The organism is Streptomyces lunalinharesii (genome assembly GCF_039532155.1).
In the GTDB taxonomy this organism is placed as follows: Bacteria; Actinomycetota; Actinomycetes; order Streptomycetales; family Streptomycetaceae; genus Streptomyces; species Streptomyces lunalinharesii.
On the sequence record NZ_BAAARK010000022.1, the window covers coordinates 55,427 to 68,619 of the forward strand.

Annotated in this window: 12 protein-coding genes; 7 read left to right on the forward strand and 5 right to left on the reverse strand. The window is 73.8% G+C overall.

Annotation, left to right across the window (positions count from 1 at the left end; all coding sequences use genetic code 11):
• Positions 1-45 precede the first annotated feature (45 nt).
• From ABD385_RS27995 to ABD385_RS28005, 3 genes are all read left to right on the forward strand, one after another.
• Positions 46-621 carry a TerD family protein gene (locus ABD385_RS27995; protein WP_344581253.1) on the forward strand — a complete coding sequence of 192 codons (576 nt, stop codon included), beginning with the start codon at positions 46-48 and terminating at the stop codon, positions 619-621.
• Positions 622-865: 244 nt separating this feature from the next.
• Positions 866-2,005 carry a DUF475 domain-containing protein gene (locus tag ABD385_RS28000; protein ID WP_344581256.1) on the forward strand — a complete coding sequence of 380 codons (1,140 nt, stop codon included), beginning with the start codon at positions 866-868 and terminating at the stop codon, positions 2,003-2,005.
• A gap of 98 nt (positions 2,006-2,103) precedes the next feature.
• On the forward strand, positions 2,104-2,838 hold the full coding sequence (locus tag ABD385_RS28005; protein WP_344581257.1) for a TerD family protein: 735 nt from the start codon (positions 2,104-2,106) through the stop codon (positions 2,836-2,838).
• Between the two features lie 88 nt (positions 2,839-2,926).
• Here ABD385_RS28005 and ABD385_RS28010 read toward each other — a convergent pair whose 3' ends face one another.
• A complete protein-coding gene (locus tag ABD385_RS28010) occupies positions 2,927-4,054 on the reverse strand; it encodes a TerD family protein (RefSeq protein WP_344581260.1) in 1,128 nt (375 codons plus the stop codon).
• Positions 4,055-4,272: 218 nt separating this feature from the next.
• Between ABD385_RS28010 and ABD385_RS28015 the strand changes: the two genes are divergently transcribed.
• The 4 genes from ABD385_RS28015 (at position 4,273) to ABD385_RS28030 (ending at position 9,564) form a co-directional block, all read left to right on the forward strand.
• Positions 4,273-5,445: an HpcH/HpaI aldolase/citrate lyase family protein gene (locus ABD385_RS28015; protein WP_344581263.1), complete on the forward strand. Its 1,173-nt coding sequence runs from the start codon at positions 4,273-4,275 to the stop codon at positions 5,443-5,445.
• An 84-nt stretch (positions 5,446-5,529) separates the two neighbouring features.
• Positions 5,530-8,025: a phosphoribosyltransferase gene (locus ABD385_RS28020; protein ID WP_344581267.1), complete on the forward strand. Its 2,496-nt coding sequence runs from the start codon at positions 5,530-5,532 to the stop codon at positions 8,023-8,025.
• The gene (locus ABD385_RS28025) at positions 8,025-8,855 is read left to right on the forward strand and encodes an HAD family hydrolase (protein ID WP_344581271.1); all 831 of its coding nucleotides are present in this window, start codon (positions 8,025-8,027) and stop codon (positions 8,853-8,855) included. Before ABD385_RS28020 ends, ABD385_RS28025 begins: the two co-directional genes overlap by 1 nt.
• Positions 8,856-8,904: 49 nt before the next feature.
• Positions 8,905-9,564, forward strand: a complete 660-nt coding sequence (locus ABD385_RS28030; RefSeq protein WP_344581273.1) for an O-methyltransferase — start codon at positions 8,905-8,907, stop codon at positions 9,562-9,564.
• Between the two features lie 29 nt (positions 9,565-9,593).
• On the opposite strand, the gene ABD385_RS28035 is transcribed toward ABD385_RS28030, so the two are convergent.
• The 4 genes from ABD385_RS28035 to ABD385_RS28050 all read right to left on the reverse strand — a co-directional run bounded on the left by ABD385_RS28035 (position 9,594) and on the right by ABD385_RS28050 (position 13,135).
• Positions 9,594-9,806 (reverse strand): FmdB family zinc ribbon protein, encoded by a 213-nt coding sequence (locus ABD385_RS28035; protein WP_344581275.1) that lies wholly within the window; start codon positions 9,804-9,806, stop codon positions 9,594-9,596.
• A gap of 51 nt (positions 9,807-9,857) precedes the next feature.
• Positions 9,858-10,562 (reverse strand): FadR/GntR family transcriptional regulator, encoded by a 705-nt coding sequence (locus tag ABD385_RS28040; RefSeq protein WP_344581277.1) that lies wholly within the window; start codon positions 10,560-10,562, stop codon positions 9,858-9,860.
• A 186-nt stretch (positions 10,563-10,748) separates the two neighbouring features.
• Positions 10,749-11,537, reverse strand: a complete 789-nt coding sequence (locus ABD385_RS28045) for a DUF4383 domain-containing protein (RefSeq protein ID WP_425585491.1) — start codon at positions 11,535-11,537, stop codon at positions 10,749-10,751.
• A gap of 188 nt (positions 11,538-11,725) precedes the next feature.
• Positions 11,726-13,135, reverse strand: a complete 1,410-nt coding sequence (locus tag ABD385_RS28050) for a hypothetical protein (RefSeq protein ID WP_425585492.1) — start codon at positions 13,133-13,135, stop codon at positions 11,726-11,728.
• Positions 13,136-13,193: the final 58 nt, after the last annotated feature.

The window sequence follows — 13,193 nt, forward strand, 5'->3', positions numbered from 1 at the left end:
GCGTGTGCCGCGCCCCGCACCGATACCGGGGAGGAAGCGAACACCATGGGCGTCACGCTCGCCAAGGGGGGCAACGTCTCCCTTTCCAAGGCGGCTCCGAACCTCGCGCAGATCACGGTCGGTCTCGGCTGGGACGCGCGGTCCACGACCGGAGCCGCATTCGACCTCGACGCCAGCGCGCTGCTGTGCGCGTCGGGCCGGGTGCTGGGGGACGAGTACTTCGTCTTCTACAACAACCTCAAGAGTCCCGAGGGCTCCGTCGAGCACACCGGCGACAACCTCACCGGTGAGGGGGACGGGGACGACGAGACGGTCCTGGTCGACCTCACCCAGGTCCCCGAGACGGTCGAGACGATCGTCTTCCCGGTCTCGATCCACGAGGCCGATCTGCGGGGCCAGAGCTTCGGGCAGGTCAGCAACGCCTTCATCCGGATCGTCAATCAGGCCGACGGCAGCGAACTCGCCCGCTACGACCTCAGCGAGGACGCCGCCGGCGAAACCGCGATGATCTTCGGGGAGGTCTACCGCCGCAACGGCGAGTGGAAGTTCCGGGCGGTGGGCCAGGGATACGCGTCCGGCCTGCGCGGCATCGCCCTGGACTTCGGGGTCAACGTCTCGTAGGCGGTCGAGTCCACCGCCCGGTCGACGGTGCGGGGAGAAGGGCCACCTGCCGGCGGTCGGCCGCGGCAAAGGGCCCTTCCGCCGCCCTCGAAGGCGTCGCGCGGGCCGGACCTGCGGCTCCGTGAACGGGCGGGGGCCGACCGCGCCGGCGGAGAAGTCGTCGCTCTACACTTCGGGGTCAACGTTTCGTAAAGCGCCGCGCACTGCGCGCGGGGGACCCACACAGCGAAGGATTGGGTAGGCAGTGCTCCTGAAAACCTTTGGCTGGTCGTTCGCCATCACGGTGCTCGGCCTCGGCCTGGCCGGCGTCCTCTGGGGGTGGCAGGGGCTCGCGATCGTGGGGATCCTGTCCATTCTGGAGATCTCGCTGTCCTTCGACAACGCGGTCATCAACGCGGGCATCCTGCGCAAGATGAACGCCTTCTGGCAGAAGATCTTCCTCACCGTCGGCATCCTCGTCGCGGTCTTCGGCATGCGGCTGGTCTTCCCGGTGGTCATCGTCGCGATCACCGCGAAGATGGGGCCGATCGAGGCGGTCCAGCTCGCCGTCAACAACAAGGCGCACTACGAGGAACTGGTCACCAGCGCCCACCCGGCCATCGCGGCCTTCGGCGGCGTCTTCCTGCTGATGATCTTCCTCGACTTCATCTTCGAGGACCGCGACTACACGTGGCTGTCCTGGATCGAGAAGCCGCTCGCCCGGATCGGCAAGCTCGACACCCTCTCCGTCATCGTCGCGCTGGTGGTCCTGCTGGTCACCGCCATGACGGTGGCGCCGCACGCGTCGCACGGCGGCGGGGACAAGACCACCACGGTCCTGCTCTCCGGCATCGCGGGCCTGATCACCTACCTCGTCGTCGGCGGCATCTCCGGCTACTTCGAGGGCCGGTTGGAGGACGAGGACGGGGAGGCCGCGGACGGCGCCGAGCCGGCCGCGGCACAGAAGAAGGGCGGCGGGACCGGCGCCGCGGTGGGCCTGGCCGGCAAGGCCGCGTTCTTCATGTTCCTCTACCTGGAGGTCATCGACGCCTCGTTCTCCTTCGACGGCGTCATCGGCGCGTTCGCCATCACCAACGACATCTTCGCGATGGCCCTGGGTCTGGGCATCGGCGCGATGTACATCCGCTCGCTGACCGTCTTCCTGGTCCGCAAGGGGACCCTGGACGACTACGTCTACCTGGAGCACGGCGCGCACTACGCCATCGGCGCGCTGGGCGTCATCCTGCTCGTCTCGATCCGGTACGAGATCAACGAGGTCATCACCGGCCTGATCGGCGTGATCCTGATCGCGCTGTCCTTCGGTTCGTCGGTGCTGCGCAACCGGCGCGAGGGCAAGCCGGGGGCCGAGTCCTCGGCGCAGTCGGAAGTGACGTCCGGAGTGTGACGGACCTCTGATTGAGGAACGCTTTTCTGCGGGGCGGCCACGGGACACACCCACCGGCCGCCCCGCACCGGTAGGAGCCACAACGAGGGGTGGGCACCGTGTCGTTCCTGGGGAACGTGTGGCGCGGCAACGCGCCGAAGTTCGACGGCGGCGGCGCGTCGTACGTCGTCGAGCTGACGAAGCGCAATCCGGTCGTCTCGCTGACGAAGCAGGGCGCGGCCAACGGCCATCTGCGGGTCAATCTGAGTTGGCAGATGCGGACCTCGGACTTCGGCGAGCGGGGGCAGCGCCCGGGCAGTCTGCTGCGCAACCCGAGCAGGCTCTTCCGGCCCGAGATCGTGCAGGCCCAGGGCCCGGCCGTGGTCAACGTGGACCTCGACCTGGCCTGCATGTACGAGCTCACGGACGGCAGCAAGGGCGTGGTGCAGCCGCTGGGCGACTTCCTCGGCGACCTCAACGCCGCGCCGTTCGTCAAGCTCAGCGGCGACGACCGGTTCGGTTCCGGCTCCGGCGAGACGCTGTACATCAACCTGGACCACCGCGACGAGATCAAGCGACTGCTGATCTTCGTCTACATCTACGACGGGACCCCGGCGTTCGACCGCACGCACGCGGTGGTGACGCTCTACCCGAGCACCGGGCCGCGGGTCGAGGTCAAGTTGGACGAGCGGGCGCCGCAGGCCCGGTCCTGCGCCATCTTCATGTTGGAGAACGGCAAGGACGGCCTGACCGTGCGCCGCGAGGTGAAGTACGTCTACGGCTTCCAGGCCGAACTGGACCGGCTGTACGGCTGGGGGCTCCAGTGGGGCCGCGGCTACAAGTCGAAGGTCTGAGGCGGACCGGAGGGCTTCGGGACCTGACGGTGCGGTCGGGGCGTCGGGACGCGCGTGCGGGCCCGGCGCCCCGGCCGTTTCCGGTGCGTCAGCGGCGCTGGAACTGCGGCCCCTGGGGCGGCAGGACGAACGCCGGGTCGGGCACGAACGGCTGCGGCTGCGGCGGCTGTGCCGGGTAGCCGTACGCCGGGACGGGCTGCTGCGGATAGCCGTAGCCGGGCGGCTGCTGCGGCGGGTACGGCGGCTGGTGCGGCGGCGGGCCCGGGTAGCCGTAACCGTAGGCGCCGGTCTGGGCCGGGGGCCGGGCCGGCGGGGGCGGGACGTTGGCCGGGTAGCCGTAGCCGCCGGTCGGGGCCGGCGGCAGCGGGGCGGCGGAGAACGGCTCCGGCATCCCGTCCGGCACGTGCTGGGTGACCGCCTCCGGATCCGACCGGGGGCCGCCGGCCGGCGGCGCGGTGGCCTCCTCGGGCCAGGCGCCGGGCGGCGGCGAGACCGGGCCGGACGGGGCGGGGCCCGGCGCGGTGGCGGGGCGTTCGACGGCCGCGGTGGGGTCCTCGCCCTGCGGGTGGGCGGTGGACGCCTCGGGGGAGGGCGCGTCGGCGCCCTGCGGAGGGGCGGCGCCCTCCTCCTGCGCCACACGGGCCCGGCGGGCTGTCCGACTGGTGGGCGGGTCGTTCTCGTCCACCGAGATGCCGAATTCCGTGGCCAGGCCGATCAGCCCGCTCTCGTAGCCCTGGCCCAGCGCCCGGAACTTCCAGCGCTCGCCGCGGCGGTACAGCTCCCCGCAGATCAGCGCGGTCTCCTCGCCCGTCTCGGGCACCACGTCGAAGACCGCCAGGGGATCGGTGCCGTCCGTCGTCGCGTCGTACAGCAGCACCCGCAGGTCGGTCACGCCGGCGAACGGGCCGCCGTCCGAGGAGGCGGCCAGCACCACCCGGGCCACCGAGGCGTCGAGCGGCGTCAGCTCCGCCTCGATGGTGTCGGTCAGGGACTCGGACAGCCGGGACTTGGGCAGGTGCCGGACCAGGCCGCTGGGGTGCCGCGGCTGGTTGTAGAAGACGAAGTCCTCGTCGGAGCGCACGCGCCCGTCCGCTCCCACCAGGAGGGCCGAGGCGTCGACGTCGGGGACGCCGGCGCCCGGCGTCCAGCGCAACACGGCCCTCACGGCCGTGGCGTCGAGGGGTACGTTCGACCCTTTCAGCATCGCGTGCGTCATGCCGCAATCCTGCCTTCCCTCTGGTGGCGGCCACAACGCGGGGGCCGGGCGCGGTGCTTCCCGGACACCCGGCGGTCACCCCGCGGTGGCGGGACGGTGGCGAGAATTTCGCGTCCGCGGGAACTTTCCGGACCCCCACGCACGTACGATTACCGGCTGGATCCAGACAGCGAGATGCGGCGGGGGCGCCCGGGTCCCGCTTCTAGACGGGGAGTTGCATGCGTCACTTTGGGCATCTTGCGCCCGACATCCGCAAGACGCTGTTCCACAGGGAGCCGGTGGAGTTCACCGCCGACTCCCCGGCCCGCACGCTCGCGGTCGCCCTCGGTGCCACGCTCTACAGCCCCGCCACCCGCCCCCACCTGGCCGCCGACGTCCGCAAGCAGGTCGCCCGCGGCGTCACGTCCATGGTGCTGTGCCTGGAGGACTCCATAGGCGACGGCGACGTGGCGGCCGGCGAGCAGAACCTCGTCCGGCAGTTCGCCCTGCTCGACGTGGCGGCCGACGGCGGCGAGGACCTCCCGCTGCTCTTCATCCGGGTCCGCGAACCACACCAGATACCGGACCTGGTGGGCCGGCTGGGCCCGGCCGTGCGCAGACTGTCCGGATTCGTACTTCCCAAGTTCACCGCGGAGCGCGGCGCGCCCTTCCTGGAGGCGCTGGCCGACGCCGAAACCGCCTGTGGGCGGCGGCTGTTCGCGATGCCGGTGCTGGAGTCCCCGCAACTGCTCCACCTGGAGAGCCGCGCCGCGACCCTGGCCGGCATCGCCGGCACCGTCGACGACCACCGCGACCGGGTCCTCGCCCTGCGGCTCGGCGTCACCGACTTCTGCTCCGCCTACGGGCTGCGCCGGGCCCCCGACATGACCGCCTACGACGTGCAGATCGTCGCCTCCGTCATCGCCGACGTGGTCAACGTCCTCGGCCGCGCGGACGGCACCGGCTTCACCGTCACCGGGCCGGTGTGGGAGTACTTCCGGCTGCACGAGCGGATGTTCAAGCCGCAACTGCGCCGCAGCCCGTTCCTGGGGCAGGCCGAGGAGCTGCGCACCACCCTGATCGAGCACGACATGGACGGCCTGCTGCGCGAGATCGAGCTGGACCGCGCCAACGGCCTGACCGGCAAGACCTGCATCCACCCCTCGCACGTCGCCCCGGTGCACGCCCTGTCCGTCGTCAGCCACGAGGAGTACTGCGACGCCACCGACATCCTGCGGCCGGAGCGCGGCGACGGCGGGGTGCTGCGCTCCTCGTACACCAACAAGATGAACGAGGTGAAGCCGCACCGGGCCTGGGCCGAGCGGACGCTGCTGCGCGCCGAGGCGTTCGGCGTGGCCCGCGAGGACATCGGCTTCGTGGAGCTGCTGACCGCGAGCGTGCCCGCCGCCTGACCGCGGCGGCCCCGACCGCACCGCGCAGCGCGCCCGGCCCCGGCGACCCCCGACCACCACCCGACCGACGGCAAGAGCAACGGCATGAACGACGGCATGAACGACGACACGGACGCGACGACGCAGGAGACACGGCACGTGGTGTGGACGGGAGAGTGGGTCGCCGAACGGCTCGGCGTCGCGCTGCACGGCGCGGACGAGCTGCCGGACCTGCTCGGGCTGGCGCTGCGGCGCAACCCCAAGCGGGCCCACCTGCTGGTCTCCCACGTGCTCGGCAAGCACGTGCCGCAGCGGCCGGACGTGGTGCACGGCGCCGGCGTCGGGCTGGGCCGGCGGGTCCGCGCCCTGCTCGGCGACGAGGACGCCGCCCGCGCCGTCGTCCTGGGCTACGCCGAGACCGCCACCGGGCTCGGCCACTCGGTCGCCGACGGGCTGGCGCTCGCGCCGTACCTGCACTCCACCCGCCGCCCGGTCCCGGGCGTGCCGCACGCCGCCGGCTTCGAGGAGGAGCACAGCCACGCCACCGCGCACCTGCTGCTCCCCGAGGACCGCGCCCTGCTCGCCGGCGACGGCCCCCTGGTCCTCGTCGACGACGAGTTCTCCACCGGGCGCACGGTCCTCAACACCCTCCGCGCGCTGCACGCCCACCACCCGCGGCGGCGCTACGTCGTCGTCGCCCTGGTGGACATGCGCTCCGCCGCGGACCGCGCGCGGCTGGCGCGGTGCGCCGCCGAACTCGGCGCCCGCGTCGACCTCGTCGCCCTGGCCAGCGGCGGCGTCCACCTGCCCGACGACGTCCTGGACCGCGGCCGGGAACTGGTCGCCGCCCACGAGGAACCGCCCGCGCCCCCCGGTGCCGGCCGGTCCGCGCCCGCGGTGCGCGTCGACCTCGGCTGGCCCGCCGGACTGCCCGACGGCGGCCGCCACGGCTTCACCCCGGCCCACCGCGCGCTCCTGGAGGACAGCCTCCCCGCCATGGCCGCCCGGATCGCGGCGCGGCTCGGCGACGCCCGCCGCGTCCTCGTCCTCGGCAACGAGGAGCTGATGTACGCCCCGCTGCGGCTGGCCGGCGCCCTGGACGCGCTGCTCGCCGAGCACGGCGCGACGGTCCGCTTCTCCACCACCACCCGCTCCCCGGTGCTCGCCGTGGACGACCCCGGCTACGCCATCCGCACCCGGCTCGCGTTCCCCGCCCACGACGCCCCGGCCGACGGCCCCGGGGAGCGCTACGCGTACAACGTCGCCCCCGGCAGCGACCCGGCGCGCCGCTTCGACGCCGTCGTCGCGGTCGTCGACTCGGCCGGCGACCGCCCCGAACTCCACGCCCCCGGCGGCCTGCTGGACCGGCTCGCCGGCCACACCGACCGGCTGCTGCTGGCCGTCGTCCCCGCCCACCGCCCGCGCGGCGCGTTGCCCGGCCCGCTGCGCGACTCGCTCCCAGGCCCGCTGCGCGGCCCGGCGTTCTCCTCCTACGCCCCCGACGAGGTGGGCTGGCTGCTCCAGGACCTGTCCGACGTCACGCTGGAGGCGCCGACCGAGGAGCGCGAGGAGGCGATCCAGCGCGGCGGCGCCCACTACGCGGAGTCGCTGCCGGTGGAGTACCAGCCCAGCGCCCAGTACCAGGAGCTGTTCCACGCCGCGCTGCGCACCTCCGCCGGCCGGATCGCCCGCGCCGTCGGGACGGTCACCGAGACCGTCCTCGCCGAGCGCGGCCCGCGCCCGGTCCTGGTCTCGCTGGCCCGGGCCGGCACCCCCGTCGGCGTCCTGATGCGCCGCTGGGCCGCGCACGCGCACGGCCTGGACCTGCCGCACTACGCCGTCTCCATCGTCCGCGGCCGGGGCATCGACACCACCGCCCTGCGCTGGCTCGCGGCCCACCACGACCCGGCGGACGTGGTCTTCGTGGACGGCTGGACGGGCAAGGGCGCCATCACCCGGGAACTCGCCGGGACGCTGGCCAACCTCCCCGACCTGCCCGGCTTCGACCCGCGGATCGCGGTCCTCGCCGACCCCGGCGGCTGCGTGACGACCTACGGCACCCGCGACGACTTCCTCATCCCGTCGGCCTGCCTCAACTCCACGGTCTCCGGGCTGATCTCGCGCACCGTGCTCCGCACCGACCTGGTCGGACCGGACGACTTCCACGGCGCCAAGTTCTACCGCGAACTCGCCGACGGCGACCTGTCGGTGACGTTCCTGGACACCGTCGCCGCCCGCTTCGACGCGGTCGCCGACGCGGTCGCGGCCGACGTCCGGGCGCTGACGACCACCGACCGCACCCCGACCTGGGAGGGTTGGGCGGCCGTCGAACGCATCAGTGAGGAGTACGGCATCCACGACGTCAACCTCGTCAAACCCGGCGTCGGCGAGACCACCCGGGTCCTGCTCCGCCGGGTCCCCTGGCGGATCCTCGCCCGGCGCGGCGCCGGCAGCGACCTCGACCACGTCCGCCTGCTCGCCGCGCAACGCGGCGTGCCCGTCGAAGAGGTCGACGAACTCCCCTACACCTGCGTCGGGTTGATCCACCCGCGCTTCACCCGCGGCGCCACCGGCGCGGACGGCAAGGCGGTGGGCTGCTGATGACCGTCCCCGCACCGCTGGTCGCCAGCGACCTCGACCGCACCCTGATCTACTCGGCCGCCGCGCTGTACCTCACCGGCGCGGACGCGGCGGCCCCCCGGCTGCTCTGCGTCGAGGTCTACGAGGGCCGGCCGCTCTCCTACCTGACCGAGACGGCCGCCGCGCTGCTCACCGAACTCGCCGGGCGCACCACGTTCGTGCCGGCCACCACCCGCACCCGCGAGCAGTACCAGCGCATCCACCTCCCGGGCCCGCCCCCGGAGTTCGCGGTCTGCGCCAACGGCGGGCACCTGCTCGTGCGGGGCGAGTCCGACCCGGACTGGCAGCGCACCGTCGCCGCCCGGCTGGCCGCCCAGTGCGCGCCGCTGGACGTGGTCCGCGCGCACCTGGTCCGCACCGCCGACCCGGCCTGGCTGCGCAGGGAACGCACCGCCGAGGACCTCTTCGCCTACCTCGTGGTGGAGCGGTCGCTGCTCCCGGAGAGCTGGGTGAAGGACCTGGCCGCGTGGGCCCAGCCGCGCGGCTGGACGATCTCCCTCCAGGGCCGCAAGGTCTACGCCGTCCCCAAGCCGCTCACCAAGAGCGCCGCGGTGGCCGAGGTGGCCCGCCGCACCGGCGCCCCCGGGTTCCTCGCGGCCGGCGACTCGCTGCTCGACACCGACCTGCTGCTGGCCGCGGACCGCGGCTGGCGACCGGGCCACGGCGAACTGGCCGACACCGGCTGGCGGGCCCCGCACGTCACGGCGCTCCGCGAGCGGGGGGTGGCCGCCGGCGAGCTGATCGCCCGCGCCTTCCTGGCCGGCGTCACGGACCCGGGGCGTACCTGGTGACGCCGCCCAGTCGCCGGCAATAGGCTGCCGGCGACTGGAAGGGGAGATCGTGACCGAGCCCAAGAGCCCCCCGCTCACCGCGGAGCTGTACGACTACGTGTTGGCGCACAATCCGCCGCTGGACCCCGTGCTTCAGGACCTGGCGGACGTCACCCGGGAGCGGTTCCCGGACGCGGCCGGGATGCTGTCGGCGCCGGAGCAGGCGTCGCTGCTGGCCTTCCTGGTGCGCCTGATCGGGGCCCGGCAGGTGGTCGAGGTGGGGACGTTCACCGGTTTCGCCACCCTCGCCATGGCCCGGGCGCTGCCCGCCGACGGCACGCTGACCGCCTGCGACGTCTCCGAGGAGTGGACCTCCTACGGCCGGGAGGCTTGGGCGAAGGCCGGCGTCGCGGACCGGATCCGGCTGCGGATCGCGCCCGCCCTGGAGACCCTCCGGGCGATGCCCACCGAACCGCACCTGGACCTGGTCTACCTCGACGCCGACAAGGGCGGCTACGTCGCCTACTGGGAGGAGCTGGTGCCGCGCCTGCGGCCCGGCGGCCTGCTCGTCGCGGACAACGTCCTCTTCCACGGCGAGGTCACCGACCCGGCGGCGACCGGACCGGCCCTGGCCATCCGGGAGTTCAACGACCACGTCCTGGAGGACACGCGCACCGACGCGGTGCTGCTCCCCGTCGCGGACGGCGTGACGCTGGCCCGCAAGCGCTAGCGGTACGGGCCCGCGGGCCGGCGCCGCGGTCAGCCGCAGCAGCCGCCCCCGCAGCAGCCGCCGCCCCCGCCGCCCGACGGGCCGGGGGCGGCCGCGGTCCCCCCGACGGCGACGGCGGAGAGCAGCTTCACGGTGTCCTGGTGGCCGTCCGGGCAGGCGGCCGGCGCGGACGACTCGGCCATCGGCCGGTCCAGCTCGAAGGTGGTCCCGCAGGGACGGCAGCGGTATTCGTAACGGGGCATGGCCACAGGTTAGCCGCCCGGCCCGGCCCACCGGACGGGACCGGCAGCGGCCTACGGGTGCTCGCGCGCCGACTTGTCGAGCAGCTCCAGCATCGCCATGTACGCCCCGTCCACGTCCCGGTCCCGCACGGCCTCGGCCACCGCCGCGTGCACGGCGTGCGGATGCTCGAAGGAGCCGCCGGAGGCGTACACGTCCCGGCCGCGCCGGATGATCACCGGCACGATCACCCGGTGCATCTGCGCGTAGAAGCGGTTGTTGGAGGCGAGCAGCATCGCGGTGTGGAAGGAGGCGTCGGCGCGGATGAGCAGCACCGGGTCGTCCTCGGTCGCGGACATCGCGCTCAGCGCGGCGCCGAGGGCCTCCAGGTCGTCGTCGGTGCGGCGCTCCGCGGCCAGCGCCGAGGCGGCCGGCTCGATGGACCGGCGGAGTTCGAGCACGTCGGCGAAGAAGTCGGACGAGGCGCCGGCCGCCAGCTTCCAGCGCAGCACGTCGGAGTCGAGGAGGTTCCACTCCTCCCGGGGGCGGACGTAGGTGCCGTGGTTCTGCCGGGTGGCGAGCAGCCCCTTGCCGGTCAGCACCTTGACCGCCTCGCGCAGCACGGTCTGGCTGACGTCCAGTTCCGCCATCAGCTCCGGCACGGTGAGGATGTCGCCCTCGCCGTAGTTCCCCTCGCAGATCCGTTGGGCGAGCGCCTCGACGACCGAGCCGTGCCGCCCGTGATCCGCGGGCGAAGCGGAATTCCCCAACTGCTCCATGGTCACTCCCCGGTGCCCCGTACGCCCTTGCTCCCCGCCCTCTTCCTCCTTCCTCCTACCCGCTCCGCGCTCCCCGCGTCGGCCGCCCGCCGGGGGCAACCGGCGGGGCGCACCGAGCGCGTGTCCGCCCCTCGGTGCGCCCCGGACCGCTCGGCCGGCCGCCGGTCCGTCGGCGACCGGCCCGCCTCACAACTCCTCGGAGCTGCCGGCCGGGGGCGCGCCGCCGGGTTTCCCGGCGCCCGCCGCGCCGACGTTCGCCGCCGGGCCCGCTTCGGAGTGCGCACCGGTGTGCCGGGGGTGCGGGCCGGTGAGGCTGGTGCCGGGACCGAGCGAGCCCTGCCCGCCGTGCCAGGCGCCCTGCATCCGCACCCGCGCCGACTGCCGCCCGGCCGTCATCCCGGACACCGGGTGCAGCTCCCCGCGCTCGAAGCGTTCGGCCTCCTCCGGGTGTCGGGCGCGCCAGTAGGGGTTGTCGTGCGACAGTCCGCCGCTGACCCGTCCGTACATCCCGAACACCAGCAGCAACAGCCCCACCACGAAGCTGAAGAGCACGTTCTGGATCTTGAAGGCGAGGAAGTTCGCGTCGGTCTGCAACAGCCCGAGGTTCACGAACCCGCTCAGCAGGAACAGCCCGCCGAGCACGATGTTGAGGGTGGAGGCGAAGTTCCCGCCGATCACCATGCCGGCGATGAGCAGCGCACCGACGACGATCGAGAGCACGCTGAGCGAACCGTTGGTGTTCAACCCGGCCGCGGTCGCGCCGCCGGTGTCGAAGAACCCGATGTTGTGGGTCAGCCCGAGGATGCCGAACGCGACGAGCACCAGCCCCATCACGCCCGCGCCGATGCGGTAGACCCGGCTCAGCCGGTGGTCGACGGGCAGGTGCTCGTTGATCTGGGCACGCCGCCGCTTGAACCGGCGGCGGGGGTTCGCGGGCTTGTGCAGCACGTGGCCAGGTGCACCGGTAGCAGCCATGTCCGGACTCCTTCGCGCAGATGAGCCGCCTGGGCCGTACTCACTCAGGACTCCAGCATCCGACACGCGGGCCTTTCATGCCATTGCGGGGACCGGCCGACCACCCGCGGTGACCGCGGGCCTCTCCGGGCGCGGCGCGGCCCCTACGACCCCGCCCGCCCCAGCCGCCCCGACGGCCGTCCGCTCCCTCAGCGACCGCCCGTCGTCCCGCCCCGCTCGTCCCGGATCTCCTGCACCACCCGGGCCGCCGTCTCCCGTACCGCCTCGGTCTCGGTCAGGAAGTGCCACCAGTCGGGATGCCGGCCCTCCAGCCCTTGGACCGCGCGGTCCAACCGGGCCACCGCCTCGTCCAGCGGCCCGGCGTGCCGGGGGTCGGGCGTGCTGCGCCCGGACATCGCCAGCCGCTGCGCGTCCCGGAGGGCGAAACGGGTCCGCTCGACCTCCTGCTGCCGGTCGGCCGCCACCGCGTCCAGCCGCCGCAGCCGGTCCCCGGCCGCCGACACCGCCTCGTCGGTGGTGTTGAGCAGCGCCCGCACCGTCGCCAACCGACTGGTGGCGTCCGCCCAGCGCTGTTCCGAACGGGCCTGCCCGGCCTCCTGGAGTGCGGCCCGGGCCCGTCCGACCGATTCCACCGCCTGCTCCGGCACCTTCTGGAGGTCCTGCCAGCAGGCCGCGCTGTACCGCCGCCGCAGCTCACTGAGGACCGGGGCGACCTGCTGGGCACGGGTGGTGATGGCCTCCGCGCGGGTGCGCAGCGACACCAGCCGCTTGTCGATCTCCGCGGCGGTCGCCGGCAGCCGCTCCGCCTCCGACCGGATCGCCCCGGCCTGCCGCTGCACCTCCTCCGCCCGTTGGATGGTGGCCGGAACGCCGTGCTGTCCGGCCCCCTGGTTCAGCTTGGTCAGCTCCGGCCCGAGCGCCGCCAGCCGGGCCGCGAGGTCGTCCGCCCGCAGGCCCTGCTCCCGCACCGCGTCCAGCGCGTTGCTCGCCGCCAGCAGCGCCTGCCGGGCCTGCTCCACGGCCGGGGCCACCCGCGCCAGCTGCGTCTCGGCGTTCTGCAACAACGGCGTGAGGCTCTGCGCGAACCAGTCCAGCTCCCCGCGGACCCGCTCCAGCTCCTCCCGGGCCCGGGTCAGATCGGCCCGGGCCCGCGCCAGCGCGGCACCGTCGACGTCGTCGCGGTCCAGGTCGTGGGAGTCGACCGCGGTGATGTACCCCTGGCTGACCTGGTCGATCCGCTGCCCGAAGCTCTCGTACTCCGCCGCGGCCTGCCGGGCCCGCTGGGAGTCGTCGACCGCGGTGATCGTCTCCACCGAGATCCGCAGGTCCCGGTGGGTGGAGTCGAGCTCGTAGAACGCCGCCGCCGCGGCGTCCTTGGCGGCCTGCGCATCGGCCCGCTGGTTCTCCCCGCGCCCGAACCAGCGCCGCGTCCCACCCCCGGCGAACGCCATCGGCGCCACCGCCACCAGCAGCGGCAACGGCAGCAGGACCAGCCCCACCACGTCCCGGGCCGCCCGGCGCACCTGGCTCCCGCGGATGCGACGGCGGATCCCCCGCCCGTACGGCCGCGGCTGCGGCTGCATGTGTGTCGCCGTCACATCCCTCTCCCGATCGGATCGCCCCAGGACCGGCTGTCATTCTCCCACCCACCCCAAC